The organism is Filifactor sp. (assembly GCF_057248345.1).
In genome coordinates this window covers 1-22148 of sequence record NZ_DBHIIC010000005.1, presented here as the reverse complement: position 1 = coordinate 22148, position 22148 = coordinate 1, and the positions used below count along the sequence as shown (strand labels likewise).

Genomic DNA, 22148 nt, shown 5'->3' with positions numbered 1-22148 from the left:
CGGTGGTGGCGGTGGAAATGCTGTCAATAGAATGATACAAGCAGGTATCGTTGGAGTAGAGTATATTACTGTAAACACTGACGCTCAAGCGCTATATAAATCCGAAGCACCCACTAAATTACAGATTGGTACGAAGTTAACTAGAGGGTTAGGTGCGGGAGCAGATCCGGAAATCGGAAGAAAAGCAGCAGAAGAAACAATTGAAGAGATTAGGGCAGAACTTGAAGGAACGGATATGGTATTTATTACAGCTGGAATGGGTGGTGGCACGGGTACCGGAGCTGCACCTGTTATTGCAAATGTTGCTAAAGAAATGGGAATTCTGACTGTGGGAATTGTGACCAAACCATTTTTTATGGAAGGAAAGCAGAAACTTCGTAAAGCAGAAAAGGGAATTAAAGAATTAGAGGAAAATGTAGATACTTTGATTGTAATTCCAAATGATAAGATTTTAGAAATGAGTTCAAAGGATACCCGGTTAGATGATGCTTTTGAGATGGCAAATCAAGTTTTGAAACAAGGTGTTAGAGGAATTACAGATATCATCAAAGTTCCTGGATTTATTAATGTTGATTTTGCGGATGTGAGGAATACCATGGTAAATAAAGGCATTGCTCACATGGGAATTGGTAGTGCAAAGGGAGAAAATCGTGCTTTAGAAGCAGCAAAGCAAGCAATATTTAGTCCATTACTTGATACGACAGTTAAGGGAGCAAAGGCTTTATTATTGAATGTTACTGCTCCTAAAAACTCTTTCACGGTTAGTGAGTTTCAAGAAGCCTCTCAGTTTATTACTGAGAATGTTGAGAGAGAGGATGTAGAAACTATTATCGGTACAGCTTATAGCGATGATGAAGATGATAAAATTGTAATTACTGTAATAGCTACAGGATTTGATAATGATGTGAATGTAACAAAGACAGATGGATTTTCTAAGGAAAAAGAATCAGAAAAAAAACAAAATGTTGAGTTGGTAGATACATTTAAAGAACCACAAGTATTTGAAATTCCTGATTGGATGAAGGTTAAAAAATAGTAATTTTAAAAAAGGAGAACGATTCTCCTTTTTTTGTAATATAAAAATTCATTTGGAGGGAAATTATGAGATGTCCGTTTTGCAATTCAGTTGATTCTAAAGTCGTAGATTCCAGACATACGGATGAAAATAATGCAATTCGAAGAAGAAGAGAGTGTGAGGTATGTAAACGTCGGTTTACAACTTATGAGAAGATAGAAGAAATTATTTTAATTGTTGAAAAAAAAGATAAGACAAGAGAATATTTTGATAGGGAAAAGGTACTAAGAGGGATTGTTCAATCTTGCCAAAAGAGACCTGTATCATTTGAGCAAATGGAAGCGATTGTAAATGATGTGGAAAGAAGTTTATTTCACTCAATGAAGAGAGAGGTTAATAGTGAACTCATTGGAGAGATGGTGATGAATCACTTAAAAAAATTAGATGATGTAGCTTATGTACGTTTCGCTTCTGTATATAGGGAATTTAAGGATTTGAATTCTTTTCAAAAAGAGTTAGAGCATATATTACAAGAAAAAGAGAATAAGTAGCTATAGATGCCTCTTATCAGATAACCGAATTGTTTATAAGAAAAGGAATGGTGACATTGAAGTTAAATACAATGAATAGCATATCAGATGTAGATGCACTGAAGGTTAGAAATAGTGAGAAAGAATTTTACCGATATATGTCAGATAAATTAAAAGGATATGGTTTTACTAAGGTGGTTTCATTTCCGTATGTGTATAGTGATTTTATTTATGTCCATGAAGGGCGTGTAGGTTTATTTCGCTTTATGGATACAAATGAAGACACCTTTTCTATTTTGTCAGAAGAACTTTTAGAGATAATGGAAGAGGAGATACAAAAAGCCAGAGATACTTTGATTTTTCATAATAATTCTTTTGAAATTCCTTACTACTATATCATGCCATATATTGATTTAGCAGAATTTTCTTTAGAAAACAAAAGAGAATATATTATTGATAAATATATTTTTGAACGATTGATTAACGATGAAGAATTATTTGATAACTATTTAAGTTGCACCTTCTCTAAAGAAGACATAAATTATTTTCAATTGACTATGATGAAGGATTACTATATTTTTAAAAAATCTACAGATCTAAGAAGCGGAAAAGGAAGTTTAAGAGATATTAGCTATATTTATCGAAATCATGAGTATAAGGCGATATTTATGGATTCCGTCGAGATAAAACACATTAATTCAATAAAATATGGCAAGACTCTAATAGAGGGATCTTCAGGAACAGGAAAAACAACAATCTTATTTAGTAGAGCAATTAAGTTGGCAAAATTATTTCCTAATGATGAATTTATTTATATTACTTTTAATAAGCAACTAGTAAGCAAATTAAAAGGTATACTTGAAATGAAAAATATAAAATTAGATAATTTAAAAATTATCAACTTTCATCAGTATATTTTGCAACTTGGGAAACCATATGGACTTAATCTATCAACGAACAAAGAATTTAAGATTTTCGAGACGGAATTTTTGAAGATGTTTAAGAAAATATCTCAAATTTATAAAAATAAGCGTATCTACAGAGGAATATTTTTAGATGAATCAGAAAATTTTTCTGATATCGAAATAAATTTTTTATTAGATAGTATTTATACCAAAAAAAGTTTTTTTATTGTTTCTCAAGATAAGTCAAAAAATATTCGAAATGCTAAAAAATCTATTTGGCAAGATATTGATCAGGTAGATTTTGATGAAATAATTTCTTTGAAAACAAATTATAGATCTTGTATTAATATAAATAGTTCAATAAATCGATTTATTGATCAATCTAGAGATTATGTTGAAGAAAATTATGATATGGGATTGGAAGAATATGCAAAAAAGGGATATACTAAGATAAAGAAAGTTGGTCTATCTGGTTATTATTTAACTAAAGATATTAGTGATAGTCTTAAGATTATTTGTAGACAAATTCATATTTGTTTGGATGAAGGATATCACTATTCAGATATTTGTATAGTCTACCCTTTTAATTCTAAAAAAATGAGAGGAAATAACCAGGTTTTTTATCAACTTTTGATAAAAAATACACTGAAAGAGTACAATATTCCATTTTTGATTGCAACGGATGAGATGACCAATATGACGCATAAGATTGGTGTCACTTTGTCTAATGTATATACCATCTCTAATTTAGAATTCAATATTGTGTTTTTTTTAGAATTGGAAAGCGTAGAATTGTCTTTTCAAAAACATAGTTTAACAGAACAGATTTTTTTGCAGGAATTTAACATTATTTATACTATTTTGAATCGGAGTTTAGAAAGATTATACTTATTTATAGAAAATCGAGAATCAGAATTACCTGAAAATCGTTGGAATAAAATGATAAGTGAAAGTTTTTTTAAGTTAGAAGAAAAAAGGTGATGTTAATTGAAATCAAGAATGTTTGAAGTTAGAAATCTGGAGGCAACAAATTTCATTGAAGAAATTGTTGCAGAACGAAATCATATCTTTCCCTTTGATTTATCGGGAAGGATGATTTCGATTTTACATAATAAAAATTATTCAAAGGAAGAAAAAGAAAAAATCGAATCAGAATTGTCTGAAAAAGCCATCAAAGGTGTTTTTTGGAAAGTGGCAAATGATATTTTAATTTCAAGGTGTATCGCAACATATTATACTTTGGAGCAGTCAAATAAAATGATAAGTGTAGAATTAAATAAGGTTTTAGAAGATGGAGATATTTTAAAAATATTAGATTTAATACTACGTTATGCAATAGACATGAATGCTACGGATGTTCATTTTTTTCAATCTAAACAGGGATTGTTTGTAAGATTTAGATTAAAAGGTGCGTTAAAGACATTTTGTATTCTAGAAAAAGAGATCTCGGATGATTTTATTCGAGCAATAAAAGTAAAAGCATCTATTGACATTTCAAAGAATAGAGATCCACGAGATGGTAAAATTATTTTTAATGATGCTGAAGAAAATATTCAAGTTGATATTCGAGTATCCATAGTTCCGGTTATTAATAACGAGAAAATCCATTTACGGTTATTGAACCAAAGTAATGTTCCGTATGAAATAGATGAATTAGAAATGAGGATAGAAGATCAAGCAAAATTGAACTCTTTTTTAAAAAGAGATAGTGGTTTTTTATTGATAACTGGACCAACAAGTAGTGGGAAAAGTACAACCATGCGGTGTTGTTTAAATACTATACATAATGGTGAAAAACACATCATTAGTTTGGAAGATCCGGTAGAGTATGAGATAGAAGGAGTTACTCAAGTTCAAGTTTGTAAAGAAAGCCAATACGGTTTCCTTGAAGCATTAAGAGCTATGTTAAGACAAGATCCGGATGTTTTAGCAATAGGTGAAATAAGAGATTTTGAAACATGTAATACGGCAATACAAAGTAGTTTAACAGGTCATTTTGTGATTAGTACATTACATACAAAAAGTGCTCAAAGTGCTATTGATAGAATGGTTAGCATAGGGATTAATTCACAGCTATTATCAATGTCATTAGGACTTGTTGTCAATCAAAGACTTGTGAGAATATTATGTTCAAAATGCAAAGAACGTGAGAGATATTTTGGAGATGATATTGAAGAACTATCATTACATCAAGGAGATTATATTTATGCCAAAAGAGGTTGTGAGTATTGTCAGTATACGGGTTACAATAGACAAAAACCGATATTTCAAGTAATTTATATTGATGATGAGATGAAAACTGAAATGTTACAAAATGGTCATGTTAAAATAAGGAAAGAATCCAGTATTTTAAGTCAAGTAAAACAGCTTTTTTGGAATGGAGAAATGTCTCTTGAAGATGCAATATGTTTTTGTGAAGGAGATGGAGCTGATTGATGTTCAAAATGATATATAGACAATTACTAACCGAAATTACATGGAAAAATGAGTGGAATATTAATTTTATTAGCAAGAAAGAATTAAAAGATAGGGATCGAAAAGAGATTTTTTATTTGTTATATAGTTTTTCATCAAGAAATATCCCTCTGCTAAGAACTCTTACAATTTTAAAGAATGAGTTTCCAAAAGAAAATAGATTAAGTCAAGTGAAAGAGGATATTGTTCAAGGAGTTTCTTTAAGTTATTCGTTAAAGAATCGTGGAATTGGAGATGAATTTGTTTTTGCGACAATACATATTGGAGAAGAAACTGGAAATATTGTGGATGCACTGGAAAATGTATATAAATATTATCAAAATAGAGAAATGATGAAGGAAGAATTATTAAAAATATCTATTTATCCAATCATAGTACTGTGTAATATTCTTTTGTTATTTTTATTTACATTCAATAATGTATTTCCTAGCCTTTTAGAGATATATACTGATTCTAATATCCCGCTTCCTTCCAGCTTGAAATACTTTAATATTGTATATGATATTCAAAAAAATCATAAAGCTTCCCTGTGGGTTTTATGTATGTGGATCGTATATGGTATGATGAAATTTAGTGAAACGAATTATTGGCATGATTATTATGGGAAAATACAATTTCAACTTCCTTTCATTCGTAAAATTAAAAGATTATTTTTTCAAAAAGATTTTTTATGGAGAATATCATGTATGTTGGATGGTGGAATAGCAATTAAAGACTGTTTGAAGATAATCGAGAAAACAGAAAATAATAACTATTTGAAAAAAGTTTTTTCAAAAATGATTTATTTGATAGAACATGGAAAATCAATTGCTGATACCATTTCAGAATATCCTAATCTATTTTCTATAAATGATATTTCCTACATACGACAGGGAGAAGAATCGGGAGGCCTGCATGAAAATATTCATGCACTATGTTTTTTGTACAAGAGAGATTCAGAAAAAATGATTTCAAAAATTTCCGCTTATGGACAACCTATTATGATACTGTGTTTAGGATTATTAGTTGGAATTGTGGCATTCTCTATCATTCCTTTGATGAATGTAACAGAAGTATATATGTAAGGAGGATTGTAATTTGAAAAAATTTAGTGTTCAAGAAACATCTAAAGCGATGATTCTAGTATTAATTTTACTTTCTGCTATTAGTGTATTCTTGGAGTATAGGTATATGAAAGAAAAAGAGCGATTAGATGAAATAAAGTCAATTTATGAAATGAAGTCTGAAAATGAGTTGATAATAGAAGGAGAAACGGACATATTTGTAGATTCTAAAAAGTTGATTATTATTCTTTCCAATATAGACGAGTTAAACTTGATAAGTATTCAATCAAGGGAAGAAATTGTTGATGTTGAAATGAATGTATCTGAAAACAAAGACTTTAATAAGATGAGAAATGCTTTGAATAAGAAAGGGTATACGAGCTATATTTCACGAGGAGAAGGAAAAGAAAAGTGGGATAGTTTGGTATTGACGGTGAAGTGATGAAGAAAAAGAAATATATTATATTTTTTATCATTTTTGTAGTTGTGGATATTTTATGGGTGATTATCCCTAATATCAAAAGTATTCATTCTTATCGATTGTCGAGGATAGAAATTGAACAGAAACTCTCAAAGTATCATTTGGAAGTTAAAAAAGAAGGATTAGAGGATAGAGATAAAGAATCTTTGTTGTTTCAGTTAGATAAAATTATAGAAAAAGAAGGTATTGTTATCTTAAATAGAAATTTTAGTGTGACAGAAAATGAATCAATTCAATTATCTCTAGAATTGGAATCTTCAAAAATTCAACTGCAGAATTTATTGGGCTCCTCAGAGTGGGATAAAGGAGGATACAAGATTTTATCAATAAATTCTTCAGTTGAAGTGAATGGATATTTGAAGACCATAATAGAAATTTTAATAAAAAATAAAGGGTAAAAAGCTACATTTAGAATGAGGGGATACTATGAAAAAAAGAAAAGGAGTAGTATTATTGGAATTAATAGTTTCTATTTTTATATGTATTATGATGTCTTTTACCATTATGAAGATTTTAGATATTAATCAACAATTTGATAAGTCTATGCAACGACATAGAACTCATAAGGATAAACTTGACAGACAATTGTACTATGAGGGTAATGTTTCAATAGATAACATGATGAAGGATGTTAAAGAGATGGAATTAAAAACTGGACATTTTAGTATTCCTGTAAAGGTTATAGAAGTAGATTACTTAAATCAAGTTGCTGAGGAGAAATTATATTTTATTGAAAGTGTGAAGCACAATGAGGATTCGTAAGGGAAGCATTTTAATGTCTACAATTATGATTATGACAATTATTATAGTTTCTGTGAGTTTGATTAGTTCATCAATTAACTTAAAAAGAAAATTTGTAAATTTAGATAACTATCAAATCCAAGAAAATTTGGATCGGAGAAGTATTCAAGTCTTATTGTGTAGCTATACAAACTATCTAGTTGATGAAGAATGGAAACATATGGCAGATAATTGTTATGAGAGAGTAGGCTCTATGCAAAGTTCTTCTGAAGAAGATGTCATCAAGGACATGAAATATAGGTTTTATAACTCTACCTATTATTCAAAAGGAATGTTTACTGCTAAAGATTGGAAAGAAGCATTACACTTGTCAAGATTGTATGTGGAGCTATATAATGTAAAAAAAGTGGAATATGTGGATTCCATTGGAAATTCCAAATATATGATGTGCTTTTTATATAAGGGAAGTATAAAAAGATTGGAAAGAGAATTTAATTTTTATGGAATTGTAAATGTAGGATGTCCAGATATTCATTTAAAAGAAAATAAGGCTGTATCAAAAGATATAGATTGGGAATCTCTTATACAAAACGGGGGAGTCAATTTTATTAAAAAGGAAAAGTGATAAGTTTGAAAAAACGTGGGTTTTCTTTGATTGAAATTATTATTGTCATAGCAATTATAGTTTCTTTTACTGCATATCGTATCTCTTTTTGTGCTACAAATTATGTTAATGAACGTAGTGATGCTTATCAATTAAAGTATGTTTGTGAGTATTGTAGAAAATATTCATGTTCATCCGGACAAACTATTAGATTATATATAAAAAAAGACTCAAAAGAAAAGTATTGCTATATTGTAAGAGATATTGGAAATCAAATAATTTATGAAGGTAGTTTATCTAAAAATGTCATTCTTTACTCCGGAAAGGATAAAAAAAATCTTGTTCCAATTAATGATATCTGTATAGGATATAATCACCATCACGCCTTTGAGAAGAATGGAATAATGTCTGTTTATATAGGTTCTAATAAGGATTTTGGAGTATTTTTTAAGATGACAATAGTTCCAATAAGTGGAAGGGTGTTAATCAGTGAAGAAAAAGAATAGTGGATATATCTTGATAGAAGTGTTGATTGCGATAAGTATTTCTTTGCTTCTGATTCAATATTTGTTTCATTTTGTTATTTCTACTCAAAAATATGTGAATTTCAACATAGACAAAGACAAAATATTTTTTGATCAAGATATGATATCTGGAATTATTGAATCTCAATTTTCAAAGTCTGATTCTATAGATGAGATTTTGACGACAGATGGGAAAATAATTACAGAAATTCCAAATTCTGAGATTTCTATCAAATGTATTAAATTATCTCAGTTAGATGATGGAAACGAACATTATAATGTACAATTTGGTAATGCTAACAAATTTTTTGAGGTTAATACTTTTATATTTTTGAGAAAAGATATCCATACAAAGCCAATTTGTGTTCATAAAATAAAATCAGGTAAGGAGGTACATTGTAGTCAGATAATAGGACAATTTCACTATGAAATTGGAAATGGGGTAGAAGAGATAACGATTAAAAGAATATCTGAAAAATATTTTGAGATTGGAATTATTTTAGAGCATTGTGAAAAGCCATATTATTTTTTTGTATCTTTATTAGAATAATCTACTTCTTATAGTCGATTTAATGGGTACTACTTGATAAATAGTTTATTTTTTGTTATACTGTAACAATCATTAGAAAAGATTTTAGGCAAGGAGTGGGAAAACCCACTCCTTGTTGTTTGAGAATTTATGATGATATTTTGTTTAGGAAAAGTCTTAATTATTTATTTTGAATAAAATGATTTTAACTGTCGTAAATTTTTTATATCATAATTGGAGGTGAACATTTAAAATGTCAAAAAGAATTGCTGATCAAATAGAAGAAATATGTTTAGGTGTATTGGATGAGAAGTATGAATTGGTAGATGTTGAGTATGTAAAAGAGGGAACTTTTTATTATCTGAGAGTATTTATAGATAAAATTGGAGGATTGGATATTGATGAAATTTCTGATATCACAAGAGTTTTAAATAAGGTATTAGACGAAAAAGATCCGATACAACAACAATATTTTTTGGAAGTTTCTACTCCGGGACTTGGGAGAACATTAAAAAAAGATAGAGATTTTATTAGAGAATCAGGTAAAGAGATAGAATTAAAATTATACAAAGCGGTGAACGGGCAAAAAGAATTATCCGGAGTATTGATTGGATTGGATGAGGCAGGAAATGTAATCATTCAATTAGAAAATGAACGACTTTCTTTATCAAAAAAAAATATTGCATCAATAAAGTTAAAGGTAGATTTTTAGTTATTAGGAGGAAAACATAAGATGAACGCTGAGTTTATATCTGCAATTCAACAATTGGAAGATGAAAAAGGGATTAGCAAAGACATTTTAATAGAAGCGGTAGAAATGGCTTTGGTAAAGGCTTATAAGAAAAATTTTATTGAAAAGAATAATTATAGTGATAATTTGGTGGAAAAAGATCCAAAAAAATTATCATTAGAAAAAAACAATGTTCAGGTTTCTGTTGATAGAGAAACAGGGGATATTAAAGTATTCTCTAAGAAAGAAGTAGTGAATAAGAGGGAAATTGACTTGTTGGAGGGAGAAATTTCTTTAGAAGGAGCCCAAGAGATTGATATTAATTATGAGGTTGGAGACATAGTTCAAGAAGAGATTACTCCAAGAAACTTTGGACGCATCGCAACACAGACAGCTAGACAAGTAGTTATTCAAAAGATTACTGAAGCAGGAAGAGATATCATATATAATGAGTTTTCTAATCGTGAAAGTGAAATTATGATAGGTGAAGTTGTTAGAATTGGGAAACATAATACTTGTCATTTAAATTTAAGTTTAGTTTCCGAGAAGGGACATACAATTTATGGTGAAGCAACTATGATTTCTCAAGAGCAGATGCCTTATGAAGAATACAATGTAGGTCAAAGGTTAATTGTGTATATTCTAGAAGTGAAGAAACATAATAATGTTCCTCAAATTTTAGTTTCTCGAAGTCGTCCGGGTCTAGTGAAAAGATTATTTGAGAGAGAAGTTCCGGAAATTAGTGATGGTATCGTACAAATCAAATCTATTGCAAGGGAAGCGGGTTCGAGAACAAAATTATCAGTGTGTTCTGTTGATCCGGCTGTGGATGCAATAGGAGCTTGTGTTGGTGGTAAAGGGATTCGTGTAGCAAATATTGTAGAGGAACTACATGGAGAGAAAATTGACATTGTAAACTATGACGAGAATCCGATTGAATATATTTCGAATGCATTGAGCCCATCAAAAGTAGTAGATGTATCAGTAAATGAGGAAGAAAAGACAGCAAAAGTGATTGTGCCAGATTATCAACTGTCTTTGGCAATTGGTAAGGAAGGGCAAAATGCTAGGTTAGCAGCTAAATTAACGGGATGGAAGATTGATATTAAAAGTGAGAGTCAGGTATTGCAGGAAACTATGACAGATGAAGATTTTTCAAGTCAAATGGAAAATGCTGACAATTGGATTATTCCACAGGAAGATTCTGATTATAGTGACACTGACAACAACGATATCTAATTTAGTGTCATAGATTTTAAGTTACAATTACTAAGGTGTAAGGAGGAAATCGATGGCAAGTTCCGCGGGAAGAATAAAAAAAATTCCACAAAGGAAGTGTATTGTTTGTGGAGATCATTCTGATAAGAGATTATTATTTAGGATAGTAAAAACAAAGCAAGGAGATATTTTTTTAGATTTAACTTCGAAGGCAAATGGCAGAGGGGCTTATCTTTGTTCGAAACCGGAATGCTTTGAGAAAATGCAAAAGAATAGATTGTTAGATAAAGCATTTAAAATGGATGTATCGGAAGTTGTATATGATACTTTAAGAAAAGAGTTGAAATCTAATGAAGAATAAAATACTTACACTAATTGGATTTGCAAAAAAAAGTGGAAAGGTTTTTTCGGGAGAAGAAACTACTCTTGAAAAAATAAAATCTAGAAAAGCCAAAATTGTATTCATTGCTTCAGATGCTGCTGAAAATACATCTAAGCGATTGAGAGATAAGGCGAATTATAGAGGGATTGTAATATGTGATATATTTAGTAGAGATGAGCTTGGCAAAGCGATTGGACAACAGGATCGAGTATCAATTTGTATCAATGATAAGGGTTTTGCAGAAGCTATTATGGAGTTGTTAGGAGGAGAGATTTATGGAGAAAATAAGAGTTTATAAGTTAGCTCAAGAGTTGAATATACCATCAAAAAAGGTAATTGAGATGGCAACTGAATTGTCTATCGATGTAGTGAGTCATATGAGTACATTGACAGAAGATGATAGTAATAAAATCCGAGTAACACTGTCCAATAATAATATAACAAAAGAGACAAATAAAAGAACGAATGATGACGAGAATAAACAGACTAAAAAAAACCATTCTGAAAAAGATAGTAATAAAGTAGGAAAGCAACATAATCTGAAAGAGGATGTTGGATATTCTGAAACTATAGATAAAGACATAGATGAACATACTTTAAAGAATAAAAAAAAGAAAAGTAAAGAAAAGAAAAATGAAAAAATAAAATCAGCTCCCATTACAGACAATCAATCAGGATATCATAATGATAAAATGATGAAGAAATCTAAAGGGAAAAAGCATGACTATGCCAATAAAAGAGAAAAGGAATCAAAACAAGATATGAGTGAAGTAGTAAAACAAGATGAGGGGATTTTTGAGATAGACGATACAATCGTTGTAGGAGATTTGGCACAAATTTTAAATGTTCCTGCAACAGACGTCATTATGAGTATTATGAAAATGGGCATTATGGCAAATATTAATCAAACGATTAAATTTGAAACAGCAGAAAAAGTTGCACTTGATTACGATGTGATGTTGGTTCAAAAAGAAAAAGAAGAAGAAGTTGTGGATTTTGTCATAGAAGAAGACCGCGAAGAAGATTTAAAACCCAGATCTCCGATTGTAACTGTTATGGGACACGTAGATCATGGGAAGACTACATTGTTGGATACCATTCGAAATACCAAGGTTACAAATAGTGAAGCAGGTGGAATTACACAACATATCGGAGCTTCCGAAGTAGTAATCAATGGAAAGAAAATTGTTTTTTTAGACACACCCGGGCATGAGGCGTTTACTGAAATGAGAGCAAGAGGGGCTCAAGTAACAGATATTGTTATTATTGTTGTTGCAGCGGACGATGGAATTATGCCACAGACAATAGAAGCTATAGATCATGTTAAGGCGGCTGGCGTCCCAATGATTATAGCAATCAATAAAATTGATAAGCCTACAGCCAATATAGATCGTGTTAGACAAGAATTATCAGAAAAAGGAATTTTGGTAGAGTCGTGGGGAGGAACTACAATTGATGTTCCTGTGTCAGCGAAAACAGGAGAACATATTGATGATTTGCTAGAAATGGTTTTATTGGTCGCTGAGATGGAAGAATTAAGAGCAAATCCAAATAGAAAAGCGATAGGTACTGTAGTTGAATCTAAATTAGATAAAGGTAGAGGAACTGTTGCGACATTGATTGTTCAAAATGGAACACTAAAAGAAGGAGATCCTGTAGTTGCAGGAACCTCTTATGGTAGAGTAAGGGCAATGCTTAATTCAAAGGGCAAAAGAATAAAAAAAGCAGGACCATCTACGGCAGTTGAAATCCAAGGTTTGAACTCCGTTCCTGATGCAGGAGATCAATTTTTTGCTGTATCTAGCGATAAAGAGGCGAGAGATTTGGGTACTGCAAGACAGGAAAGAAAAAGAGAAGAGTATATGAAACAAACTTCAAAAATTTCACTAGAAGATTTGTTCGAAAAAATGCAATCAGGTGAAATGAAAGAATTAAACATTATTGTGAAAGCCGATGTACAAGGCTCTATTGATGCAATCAAGAAGTCATTTGAAAAAATCAGTAACGAAGAAGTAGTGGTAAAAGTAATCCATGGAAGTGTAGGAGCAATCACAGAATCAGATGTAATGCTTGCATCAGCATCAAATGCAATTATTATTGGATTCAATGTAAGACCTGCTACAGGTGCATTATCTGTCGCTGAAAGAGAAAAGGTAGATATGAGGACATATCGTATTATTTACGAGGCGATAGAAGATGTAGAGAAGGCTATGAAGGGGATGCTTTCTCCCGAATTTGTAGAAGAAGAATTGGGTAAGGCGGAAGTTAGAATGCCTTTTAAAGTTCCAAAAGTTGGTATGATTGCAGGTTCTTATGTTTTAGAAGGTAAGATTCAAAGGAATGCAAAAGTAAGGTTAGTACGAGATGGTATTGTAATTTATGAAGGAGAAATTGATTCTTTGCGTAGATTTAAAGACGATGTTAAAGAAGTAGCCACAGGATATGATTGTGGAATTGGTCTAACCAACTATAATGATATAAAAGAAGGAGATATTATAGAAAATTACATTATCAAAGAGATAAAAAAAGGCTAAGGTGAGAGAAGAATGTCTTATGATAGAACAAGAAGAATTTCTGAAGAAGTAAGAAAAGTAGTTAGTAATATGCTGCTTGAAGGGGAAATTAAAGATACAAAAATCAGAAATTCAAAAGGTTTGATTTCTGTAACCAGTGTAGAGGTTGTTAGAGATTTAAAGTATGCATACATTTATATTAGTGTGCTTGGAGACAATCCTGAAACTATTTTAGAAGGTTTGAAGAGAGCCAGTGGTTATGTTAGAAAAGAAGTGGGAAGACAGGTAGATTTAAGATATACTCCGGAAATTATTTTTAGGCTAGATCACTCTATTGAAAATGGAGTAGAAATGTCCAAAATTATAAGTGAAATAAACCAACATTCCACAGAAGAGTAGGAGTTTGTAGTGATGGATTTTAAGGATATTATTGAAAAAAATCAACTTTTTATAATTAGTTCTCATGTTGGGCCTGATGGAGATAACGTATCGTCTTCTTTAGCATTTAAATTGGCTTTACAGAAATTAGGTAAAGAAGCTTACTATATAATAGATGATGAATTGCCACAAAATCTATCTTTTCTTAGAGATTATGATAAACAACTGACTTCAGAAAAAATCCAGGGATATCTAGAGGGAAAAGAGTATGTTTTTATCGGATTAGATTGTGGTGTTGTAGACAGATTGAAGATATCGAAAACTATTTTTAAAAATAGTTTTCGGGTAATAAATATTGATCATCATGAAAAAAATGAAATGTACGGAGATTATAATTTTGTAGATGAGAATATGTCTTCTACATGTGAATTGGTATACCATCATTTGAAAGAATATTATCCCCAATGTTTGACTAGAGATGTTGCTACATGTCTATATGCAGGTATATTGACTGATTCAGGAAATTTCATGTATGACTGTGCGAATAGTACTACTTTAATGGCAGCATCCGATCTATTAGAAAAAGGAGCGGATCGTACAACAATAGTGAACAGTATTTTTCGTAGTCAGGATAAAAATTATCTTAAATTACTGTCAGAAGTTCTTTCTACAATTCAGGTTGATGGAATTTTAGCGACTGCTTATCTAAAAAAAGATATGTTGGAAAGATATCATATTTCTTACAATGATGTTGAAAATTTAGTTGATTACGTGATTAATATTTACGGGGTGAAAATTGGTATATTATTTAAAGAAAAGGATATCAAGGAAATTAAGTTGTCGCTTCGTTCAAAAGGTGATTTGGATGTAGCTTCTTTTGCAAGAAAATATAGTGGTGGAGGACATAAAAATGCTGCGGGATGTAGTATTACGGGTTTGCTAGATGAGGTTATGGAGTCGGTTATCAAAAGTGCAAAGGAGTATATTTTATGATGGATGGCTTCATTAATATTCTAAAACCAACAGGTATGACGTCACATGATGTAGTTTCAATTGTAAGAAGATTGCTTCACCAAAAAAAAGTAGGACATACCGGTACATTAGATCCAAATGCTGCCGGGGTGCTTCCTATTTGTATAGGAAGAGCTACTAAGTTTAGTGATTTTGTATTAAAGGATAAAAAGAGGTATTATGCTAAAGTCAATTTGGGGTTACAAACAGATACATTAGATTCTTATGGAATGATAACAGACAGAAAAAACATTGTTCCTTTCACAAAAGAGCAGTTGTTACAAGCAATACGAAAATTTGTTGGAGAAATTTCTCAGATTCCTCCTAAATACAGTGCAATAAAAGTGAATGGGCAGAAATTATATCAATTAGCAAGAGCTGGAAAAGAATTTTCTGAGATCGAAATAAAGGAAAGGAAAATTTTTATCCATTCTATTAATTTGTTAGAGTATGATACGGAATCCTTTTCTATTGACATTATCTGTTCTTCAGGAACATATATAAGAAGTTTAGTAGTAGATATTGCTGCAGAATTAGGAAATGTAGGATACTTATCGTTATTAATTCGAACGGAAAGTGGCAATTTTTTTATTCAAGACAGTATAACGCTAGAAGAGTTGGAAGAACAGACAGAAAGTTTGAGTAGAAATAACATTATAATTCCTATAGAAAATATACTGTTTCATTATCCTAAATTTACATTAGAGAAAAAGTTTAGTAAGATTTATCTTAATGGTGGAACAGTTTTTTTTGATAATATTGATTTAATAGCAGGATTTTATCGTATATATTCAAAAGAAGAGATCCTTTTGGGGATTGGAAATGTATTTGAAAGTAACGGTAAAAGATATTTAAAAAATATCAAGTTTGTATAGTTCGAATAATGTAAGAACCTATTTCATATATAAAAATTGGAGGTATTCTGAGTGTCATTTAAATCATATATGAACTCAATTGAGATAAGTGAAGATACTGTTGTTACGATTGGAAATTTTGATGGAGTACATCGTGGACATTTAAAGCTTATGGAACGGACGTTAGAAATATCAAAACAAAAAAAATTAAAAAGTATTGTTTTTACTTATGAAAATCATCCGTTAGAATATGTTTTGAAAAAAAAAGTAGACAAGTTATTTACCAATAGAGAAAGAGATGAAAAATTGAAAGGATTGGGAATAGATACCGTACTAAGTGTCCCTTTCGATGAAGAGATTATGAAAATGTCTACAAATTATTTCATTCAAGAAATACTGATTGATAAATTACATGCCAAGTATCTTATACTAGGAGAAGATGCACATTTTGGAAAAGGTAGAGAAGGTTCTGCTAAGAGCATTCAGAGTGTAGGAAGTCAATTAGGATTGACAGTTGAAATTATTCCTCTGTTTTTTGAAGAAGGCATTCGAATTTCTAGCTCGTATATTAGACAATTGATTAAAGAAGGAAAAGTGGATATCGTAAAAGAATACCTTGGGAGAATGTTTGCCATTACAGGAGAAGTGATTCATGGGAAAGAAAATGGTAGAAAATTAGGATTTCCTACAGCAAATGTAAAGTATGATGAAAATATTATATTACCAGCACTAGGAGTTTATAACACAATGGTTGAATATCAGGGTGAACATTATGTTGGAGCGACGAGTGTAGGATATAATCCTACTATCTCTTTGTTGAATAACAGAATTTCATTAGAAGTTCATATTTTGGATTTTGATAAAGATATTTACGGTGAAGAAATATCAGTATATTTTATCAGTAAAATTAGAGATGAAATGAAATTTAATTCTTTAGAGGAACTGAAAATTCAAATTTCAAAAGACGAAGAAATGATAAGAAGACAACATGAAAAAATATAATAGGATTTTATAATAACGATAATACATCTGATTTTTGATGAGTAGTAGTTTTAGTTAAAAGTTTCAACTTATTATAAAGTTAATAAATAGTGAATAAAGTATTTACGAAAATATGAGTTTGTGGTATCATATAGAGAGTTGTATAAATTACCATTACAAGGAATTCGACACTCCAACGTATTCTTTGTAATTTGGTGTAGTATGAAATTTTAGGAGGAAATAAAATGACAGCAGAAAGAAAAACAGAAATTATTAAAGAGTATGCAGTACATGAGGGAGATACAGGATCTCCGGAAGTTCAAGTAGCAGTTTTGACAGGAAGGATTTTGGAATTAAATGATCATTTGAAAGTGCATCCAAAAGATTCTCATTCAAGAAGAGGTTTGTTCAAAATGGTAGGAACAAGAAGAAATCTTCTTAAATATCTAAAATCAAAAGATTTGGAAAGATATAACTCTCTAATTAAACGATTAGGATTGAGAAAATAGTGAAGTAAAAAGAGTAGGGTTAGTCCTGCTCTTTTTTTAAATGAATTGTAAAATATTGAATGTGATTTCAATTTTTTGAATCTTACTGTTGTAGGATATTTTTACAACAGAGACTATAATGAAATTGTTTTGAAAAGGAGTAATATAATGAGTAAAATATTTGAAATGCCCTTAGGAAATAGACAACTTAAGATAGAAATCGGAAAGGTTGCTGAATTGGCAAATGGGGCATGTTTAGTAAGTTGTGGAGACACTGTTGTGTTGGTTACAGCTACAAACTCTGCTTTACCTAGAGAGGGGATTGATTTTTTTCCTCTAAGTGTAGATTTTGAAGAAAGATTGTACTCGGTTGGGAAAATTCCAGGAGGATTTATTAAGAGGGAAGGAAGACCGTCTGAAAAGGCTATTTTAACATCTAGATTAATTGATCGACCTATTAGACCTTTATTTCCAAAAGGATTTAGAAATGATGTGCAAGTAGTAGCAACGGTTCTTTCAGTGGAACCTGATGTTGCTCCGGACATATTGTCTATGATTGGTTCTTCTGTAGCCCTTTCTATTTCGTCCATTCCTTTTAACGGACCAACTGGGTCTGTAGCAGTAGGATTAGTAGATGGACAGTTAGTTTTAAATCCTGATGTAGACCAAAGAGCAGTTTCGGATTTACATTTGACGGTTTCAGGAACAAAAGATGCAATTATGATGGTTGAGGCAGGTGCTAATGAGGTTACTGAAAGAACAATGCTGGAAGCAATTCTATATGCCCATGAAGAAATCAAAAAAATAGTGTCTTTTATAGAAACTATTGTTGCTGAAGTTGGAAAAGAGAAAATGGAATATGTCGTATTCAAAGCAGATGAAGAGATTGAATCTCAGGTTTTGAAATATGGAAAAGAAATAATGAAAGCTGCTATTCTTACAAAAGATAAGACAGAGAGAATGGAGAATATGGATAAAGCCAAACAGGAAATAATGGAGCATTTTGCTGAAATTTATCCAGAAAATCCAAAAGATATTGAAGAAACAATTTATAAAATTACAAAAGAAGGTATTAGAGAACTGATTTTGGTAGATCGTATTAGACCTGATAATCGTTCAATGGATGAAATCAGACCTATTTCTTGTGAGGTAGGAACATTGCCAAGAACACATGGAAGTGCTATTTTTACCAGAGGACAAACACAGGTTATGAGTGTTACTACATTAGGTGCATTAGGTGAAATGCAAACTTTAGATGGATTGGACGAAAATATAGAAAAACGATATATGCATCACTATAATTTTCCTGCTTACAGTGTAGGAGAAGCAAGACCATCTAGAGGACCAGGCCGTAGAGAGATAGGTCATGGAGCGCTTGCAGAAAGAGCTATTTTACCCATGCTCCCTTCCAAAGAAGAATTTGCCTATGCAATTCGTGTTGTATCTGAAGTTATGAGTTCTAACGGAAGTACATCACAAGCCAGTGTTTGTGGCAGCACATTATCTCTGTTAGATGCCGGAGTTCCGATGAAGAGAATGGTTGCAGGAATTGCAATGGGACTAATTAAAGAAAATGAGCACTTAGCAATCCTATCAGATATTCAAGGTATGGAAGATTTTCTTGGGGATATGGATTTTAAGGTAGCAGGAACAGAAGAGGGAATTACAGCTATTCAAATGGATATTAAAATTTCAGGAATTGATGAAGAAATTTTAACTAAAGCATTGGAACAAGCAAGACAAGGTCGTTTGTATATATTAAATAAAATGAGTGAAGTTATATCTTCTCCAAGACCGGAAATTTCTCAATATGCTCCAATGGTTCTTCAAATGAAAATTGATCCTGATAAGATAAGAGAAGTCATTGGTACAGGCGGAAAAGTAATCAATAAGATTATTGATGAAACAGGTGCTAAAATTGATATAGAACAGGATGGAAATATATTTATCCTCGCTGTCGAAAGAGATAAAGGTAAACTGGCAAAACAAATGATAGAAGATATAGTAGCAGAGCCAGAAGTTGGTAAGGTTTATTGTGCGAAAATAACTCGTTTGATGGACTTTGGTGCATTTGCAGAATTTATGCCGGGTAAAGAAGGGTTAATTCATATTTCTCAAGCAGATATACAAAGAACAGATGACATTTCTTCTTTGTGGAGTGTGGGTGATGAAGTAGAAGTGATGTTGATGGAAATAGATGACCAAGGTCGGTTGAATTTGTCGAGAAGGGCTGTAATGCAACGTGATGTAGGAGAGCCAATTGATTATGTTTCCGAAAAAGATAAAAAGAATCAAAGAAGTGGAAACAGAAGAAAATTTGATTCTTCACAAAGAGATAAAAGAAAATAAGTTGTTTGAAACAGTTAAATTAAAATATAAAGTACCATCTTTAAGTTTTAGCTGAGGAACTTAAAGATGGTAGTTCAAAAATATTTTTATGATAAAATACTATATTGTATAAGAAATTACTTGATTTTATATTAATTTTCAAGTATCATAGTAAGGTATTATTTATTATACACGACAAGTAGCCTATTTCTTGGTGCCATAGTATGGTTTTTGATAGGAGTCTATTTGTCGGAAGATAGAAACCAAGGAGGAAAATATGAGTAATGTAGTTAGTATGAGACAATTATTGGAAGCGGGAGTACATTTTGGACACCAAACTAGAAGATGGAATCCTAAAATGGCAAAGTTTATTTTTACTGAAAGAAATGGAATCTATATTATTGATTTACAAAAAACAGTAAAAAAAATTGAAGAAGCATATGAATTTGTTTCAACAGTAGCATCAGAAGGAAAACCAATTCTTTTTGTAGGAACAAAAAAACAAGCGCAAGATGCTATCAAAGAAGAAGCTGAACGTTGTGGAATGTATTATGTAAACGAAAGATGGTTAGGAGGAATGTTAACTAACTATAAAACAATTCGTACAAGAATTGACCGTTTAAGAGAACTGGAAACAATGCAAGAGGATGGAACTTTTGATTTGTTGCCAAAAAAAGAAGTTATGCAATTATTGCACGAAAAATCTAAATTAGTGAAGTATCTTGATGGAATTAAAGATATGCCTGAATTACCTGGAGCAATTTTTATTGTTGATCCAAGAAAAGAAAGAATTGCAATTAAGGAAGCTCAAAATTTAGGAATTCCTTTGATTGGAATCATCGATACCAACTGTGATCCTGATGAAATTGATTTCCCAATTCCTGGAAATGATGATGCAATTCGTGCTGTAAAATTGATTACTTCTGTAATTTCTCAAGCAATTATTGAAGCAAAACAAGGAGAAATGAATGAAGTAACAGAAGAAGCTGAAGTTGTTGAAGATAATGCTTCAGATTCAATAGAAGAATAATAAAATTATAAGATATATTTTTAAGGGACCTTTCTTGATATTACTCACCCGTTGTGAGGGGAGGTTCCTTTATTTTTTTGATAATATGAGGAGGAATAATAATGCAAATTACTGCAGGAATGGTAAAAGAATTACGTGAGCAAACTCAAGCAGGTATGATGGATTGTAAAAAAGCGCTAGTAGAAGCTGAAGGAAATATGGAAAAGGCTGTTGATATTCTTAGAGAAAAAGGTTTATCAAAAGCTGCTAAGAAGGCTGGAAGAATTGCAGCAGAAGGATTAGTTTCTCTTGTTGTTTCTGAAGATAGAAAACATGGTGCAATAGTAGAAATTAACTCAGAAACTGATTTCGTAGCAAAAAATGAAGAGTTCAAAAACTTTGTTTCTTCAGCAGCAGAATTGGCTCTAAAAGTAAAACCTGTTGACTTAGATGCTTTTAAAGCGGCAGAATTAGAGGAAGGGAAGTCACTGGAAGTTGTATTGAATGAAAAAATATCCAAGATTGGTGAAAATATGACAATTCGTCGTTTTGCTGTTGAAAGTCAAGCAGACGGAACAGTAGTTGGATATGTGCATGGAGCAGGTAAAATCGCAGTTTTGGTTAATTTGGCTTCCTCATCTGATTCAGAAAAATTACAAGAATTAGGTAAAGATATTGCAATGCAAGTAGCATCAATGAATCCTAAGTATATTTCCAGTGACGATGTAGATCAAGAATATATTGCTCATGAAAAAGAAATTTTGATGGCTCAAGCAGTTAATGAAAATGAAGAAGAAGCTGCAAAAGGTAAAAAGAAAAAACCATTGGAAATTATTGAAAAAATGGTAATTGGACGATTGAATAAAGAATTAAAAGAAGTGTGTTTGCTAGAGCAACCATTTGTAAAAGATTCTGATTTAACAGTAGGTCAAGTTGTTAATAATGTTGCAAAAGAAGTAGGAGCTGAGATTGTTGTTAAAGCTACAGTTAGATTTGAAGTAGGAGAAGGATTAGAGAAAAAAGAAGAAAACTTTGCAGAAGAAGTTGCAAAACAAATGGGTAACTAATTATTAAATAAACTAAAAAATACAAAAAAATAAAAAATATTTGTGTGAAATTTAAAAAATTAGGGTATCTAATAAACAAGCACATAAAATGTGAATTGTATATTTTAGGGGGATTTAAAAATGGAAACTTATGTATGTTCAGTTTGTGGTTATGTATACGATCCGTTGGAAGGAGATGCTGATGGAGGAATTGAACCTGGTACAGCATTTGCTGATTTGCCAGAGGATTGGACTTGCCCAAATTGTGGAGTAGGAAAAGAAGATTTTGAATTAGAAGATTAAACTTAGTCGATAAAACACACACCTTTAACGGGTGTGTGTTTTTTGTATAAAGAAAACCAC

General features: G+C 31.2%; 25 protein-coding genes. All 25 read left to right on the top strand.

Features of this window, described 5'->3' with window-relative positions:
- On the top strand, positions 1-1036 hold a 1036-nt coding region (ftsZ, locus tag ACO5GE_RS02055; protein ID WP_484829265.1), incomplete at its 5' end, for a cell division protein FtsZ.
- A 65-nt stretch (positions 1037-1101) separates the two neighbouring features.
- Positions 1102-1566, top strand: coding sequence for a transcriptional regulator NrdR (gene nrdR, locus ACO5GE_RS02050; RefSeq protein WP_484829264.1), 465 nt, complete (start codon positions 1102-1104; stop codon positions 1564-1566).
- A 332-nt stretch (positions 1567-1898) separates the two neighbouring features.
- Entirely contained in the window at positions 1899-3431 is a 1533-nt protein-coding gene (locus tag ACO5GE_RS02045) for a DEAD/DEAH box helicase (protein WP_484829263.1), read from the top strand.
- 6 nt (positions 3432-3437) lie between these two features.
- Positions 3438-4886: a GspE/PulE family protein gene (locus ACO5GE_RS02040; RefSeq protein WP_484829262.1), complete on the top strand. Its 1449-nt coding sequence runs from the start codon at positions 3438-3440 to the stop codon at positions 4884-4886.
- Complete coding sequence (locus tag ACO5GE_RS02035) at positions 4886-5989, top strand: type II secretion system F family protein (RefSeq protein ID WP_484829261.1); 1104 nt, start codon at positions 4886-4888, stop codon at positions 5987-5989. The genes ACO5GE_RS02040 and ACO5GE_RS02035 overlap by 1 nt, the downstream gene beginning before the upstream one ends.
- 13 nt (positions 5990-6002) lie before the next feature.
- Positions 6003-6410 (top strand): hypothetical protein, encoded by a 408-nt coding sequence (locus tag ACO5GE_RS02030; protein ID WP_484829260.1) that lies wholly within the window; start codon positions 6003-6005, stop codon positions 6408-6410.
- On the top strand, positions 6410-6847 hold the full coding sequence (locus ACO5GE_RS02025) for a hypothetical protein (protein WP_484829259.1): 438 nt from the start codon (positions 6410-6412) through the stop codon (positions 6845-6847). Before ACO5GE_RS02030 ends, ACO5GE_RS02025 begins: the two co-directional genes overlap by 1 nt.
- Before the next feature lie 28 nt (positions 6848-6875).
- Entirely contained in the window at positions 6876-7211 is a 336-nt protein-coding gene (locus tag ACO5GE_RS02020; protein ID WP_484829258.1) for a hypothetical protein, read from the top strand.
- Between the two features lie 13 nt (positions 7212-7224).
- A complete protein-coding gene (locus ACO5GE_RS02015; protein WP_484829257.1) occupies positions 7225-7815 on the top strand; it encodes a hypothetical protein in 591 nt (196 codons plus the stop codon).
- Positions 7812-8300, top strand: coding sequence for a prepilin-type N-terminal cleavage/methylation domain-containing protein (locus tag ACO5GE_RS02010; protein ID WP_484829256.1), 489 nt, complete (start codon positions 7812-7814; stop codon positions 8298-8300). The genes ACO5GE_RS02015 and ACO5GE_RS02010 overlap by 4 nt, the downstream gene beginning before the upstream one ends.
- On the top strand, positions 8284-8868 hold the full coding sequence (locus ACO5GE_RS02005) for a hypothetical protein (RefSeq protein WP_484829255.1): 585 nt from the start codon (positions 8284-8286) through the stop codon (positions 8866-8868). The genes ACO5GE_RS02010 and ACO5GE_RS02005 overlap by 17 nt, the downstream gene beginning before the upstream one ends.
- A gap of 232 nt (positions 8869-9100) precedes the next feature.
- Complete coding sequence (locus tag ACO5GE_RS02000) at positions 9101-9559, top strand: ribosome maturation factor RimP (RefSeq protein WP_484829254.1); 459 nt, start codon at positions 9101-9103, stop codon at positions 9557-9559.
- A 21-nt stretch (positions 9560-9580) separates the two neighbouring features.
- Entirely contained in the window at positions 9581-10816 is a 1236-nt protein-coding gene (gene nusA, locus ACO5GE_RS01995; protein WP_484829253.1) for a transcription termination factor NusA, read from the top strand.
- 52 nt (positions 10817-10868) lie between these two features.
- The gene (gene rnpM, locus ACO5GE_RS01990) at positions 10869-11156 is read left to right on the top strand and encodes an RNase P modulator RnpM (protein WP_484829252.1); all 288 of its coding nucleotides are present in this window, start codon (positions 10869-10871) and stop codon (positions 11154-11156) included.
- Positions 11146-11475, top strand: a complete 330-nt coding sequence (locus ACO5GE_RS01985; RefSeq protein WP_484829251.1) for a L7Ae/L30e/S12e/Gadd45 family ribosomal protein — start codon at positions 11146-11148, stop codon at positions 11473-11475. Before rnpM ends, ACO5GE_RS01985 begins: the two co-directional genes overlap by 11 nt.
- The gene (infB, locus tag ACO5GE_RS01980; RefSeq protein WP_484829250.1) at positions 11453-13711 is read left to right on the top strand and encodes a translation initiation factor IF-2; all 2259 of its coding nucleotides are present in this window, start codon (positions 11453-11455) and stop codon (positions 13709-13711) included. The genes ACO5GE_RS01985 and infB overlap by 23 nt, the downstream gene beginning before the upstream one ends.
- Before the next feature lie 12 nt (positions 13712-13723).
- Positions 13724-14089 (top strand): 30S ribosome-binding factor RbfA, encoded by a 366-nt coding sequence (gene rbfA / locus ACO5GE_RS01975; RefSeq protein ID WP_484829249.1) that lies wholly within the window; start codon positions 13724-13726, stop codon positions 14087-14089.
- A gap of 12 nt (positions 14090-14101) precedes the next feature.
- A complete protein-coding gene (locus ACO5GE_RS01970) occupies positions 14102-15061 on the top strand; it encodes a DHH family phosphoesterase (protein ID WP_484829248.1) in 960 nt (319 codons plus the stop codon).
- Complete coding sequence (gene truB, locus ACO5GE_RS01965; protein WP_484829247.1) at positions 15058-15954, top strand: tRNA pseudouridine(55) synthase TruB; 897 nt, start codon at positions 15058-15060, stop codon at positions 15952-15954. Before ACO5GE_RS01970 ends, truB begins: the two co-directional genes overlap by 4 nt.
- 51 nt (positions 15955-16005) lie before the next feature.
- A complete protein-coding gene (locus tag ACO5GE_RS01960) occupies positions 16006-16935 on the top strand; it encodes a bifunctional riboflavin kinase/FAD synthetase (RefSeq protein ID WP_484829246.1) in 930 nt (309 codons plus the stop codon).
- Between the two features lie 224 nt (positions 16936-17159).
- A complete protein-coding gene (rpsO, locus tag ACO5GE_RS01955) occupies positions 17160-17423 on the top strand; it encodes a 30S ribosomal protein S15 (RefSeq protein ID WP_484829245.1) in 264 nt (87 codons plus the stop codon).
- A gap of 147 nt (positions 17424-17570) precedes the next feature.
- Positions 17571-19751 carry a polyribonucleotide nucleotidyltransferase gene (locus ACO5GE_RS01950; protein ID WP_484829244.1) on the top strand — a complete coding sequence of 727 codons (2181 nt, stop codon included), beginning with the start codon at positions 17571-17573 and terminating at the stop codon, positions 19749-19751.
- Between the two features lie 256 nt (positions 19752-20007).
- Positions 20008-20760, top strand: coding sequence for a 30S ribosomal protein S2 (gene rpsB / locus ACO5GE_RS01945; protein ID WP_484829243.1), 753 nt, complete (start codon positions 20008-20010; stop codon positions 20758-20760).
- A gap of 101 nt (positions 20761-20861) precedes the next feature.
- Complete coding sequence (tsf, locus tag ACO5GE_RS01940; RefSeq protein ID WP_484829242.1) at positions 20862-21806, top strand: translation elongation factor Ts; 945 nt, start codon at positions 20862-20864, stop codon at positions 21804-21806.
- Positions 21807-21926: 120 nt separating this feature from the next.
- On the top strand, positions 21927-22088 hold the full coding sequence (gene rd, locus ACO5GE_RS01935) for a rubredoxin (RefSeq protein WP_484829241.1): 162 nt from the start codon (positions 21927-21929) through the stop codon (positions 22086-22088).
- Positions 22089-22148 lie beyond the last annotated feature (60 nt).

Bases quoted from the DNA above. Each gene is read 5' to 3' on its own strand.
- nrdR (WP_484829264.1), top strand. From the start codon at position 1,102: ATGAGATGTCCGTTTTGCAATTCAGTTGATTCTAAAGTCGTAGATTCC.
- ACO5GE_RS02035 (WP_484829261.1), top strand. From the start codon at position 4,886: ATGTTCAAAATGATATATAGACAATTACTAACCGAAATTACATGGAAA.
- ACO5GE_RS02025 (WP_484829259.1), top strand. From the start codon at position 6,410: ATGAAGAAAAAGAAATATATTATATTTTTTATCATTTTTGTAGTTGTG.
- ACO5GE_RS02020 (WP_484829258.1), top strand. From the start codon at position 6,876: ATGAAAAAAAGAAAAGGAGTAGTATTATTGGAATTAATAGTTTCTATT.
- ACO5GE_RS02015 (WP_484829257.1), top strand. From the start codon at position 7,225: ATGTCTACAATTATGATTATGACAATTATTATAGTTTCTGTGAGTTTG.
- ACO5GE_RS02000 (WP_484829254.1), top strand. From the start codon at position 9,101: ATGTCAAAAAGAATTGCTGATCAAATAGAAGAAATATGTTTAGGTGTA.
- nusA (WP_484829253.1), top strand. From the start codon at position 9,581: ATGAACGCTGAGTTTATATCTGCAATTCAACAATTGGAAGATGAAAAA.
- rnpM (WP_484829252.1), top strand. From the start codon at position 10,869: ATGGCAAGTTCCGCGGGAAGAATAAAAAAAATTCCACAAAGGAAGTGT.
- ACO5GE_RS01985 (WP_484829251.1), top strand. From the start codon at position 11,146: ATGAAGAATAAAATACTTACACTAATTGGATTTGCAAAAAAAAGTGGA.
- infB (WP_484829250.1), top strand. From the start codon at position 11,453: ATGGAGAAAATAAGAGTTTATAAGTTAGCTCAAGAGTTGAATATACCA.
- rbfA (WP_484829249.1), top strand. From the start codon at position 13,724: ATGTCTTATGATAGAACAAGAAGAATTTCTGAAGAAGTAAGAAAAGTA.
- ACO5GE_RS01970 (WP_484829248.1), top strand. From the start codon at position 14,102: ATGGATTTTAAGGATATTATTGAAAAAAATCAACTTTTTATAATTAGT.
- truB (WP_484829247.1), top strand. From the start codon at position 15,058: ATGATGGATGGCTTCATTAATATTCTAAAACCAACAGGTATGACGTCA.
- rpsO (WP_484829245.1), top strand. From the start codon at position 17,160: ATGACAGCAGAAAGAAAAACAGAAATTATTAAAGAGTATGCAGTACAT.
- ACO5GE_RS01950 (WP_484829244.1), top strand. From the start codon at position 17,571: ATGAGTAAAATATTTGAAATGCCCTTAGGAAATAGACAACTTAAGATA.
- rpsB (WP_484829243.1), top strand. From the start codon at position 20,008: ATGAGTAATGTAGTTAGTATGAGACAATTATTGGAAGCGGGAGTACAT.
- tsf (WP_484829242.1), top strand. From the start codon at position 20,862: ATGCAAATTACTGCAGGAATGGTAAAAGAATTACGTGAGCAAACTCAA.
- rd (WP_484829241.1), top strand. From the start codon at position 21,927: ATGGAAACTTATGTATGTTCAGTTTGTGGTTATGTATACGATCCGTTG.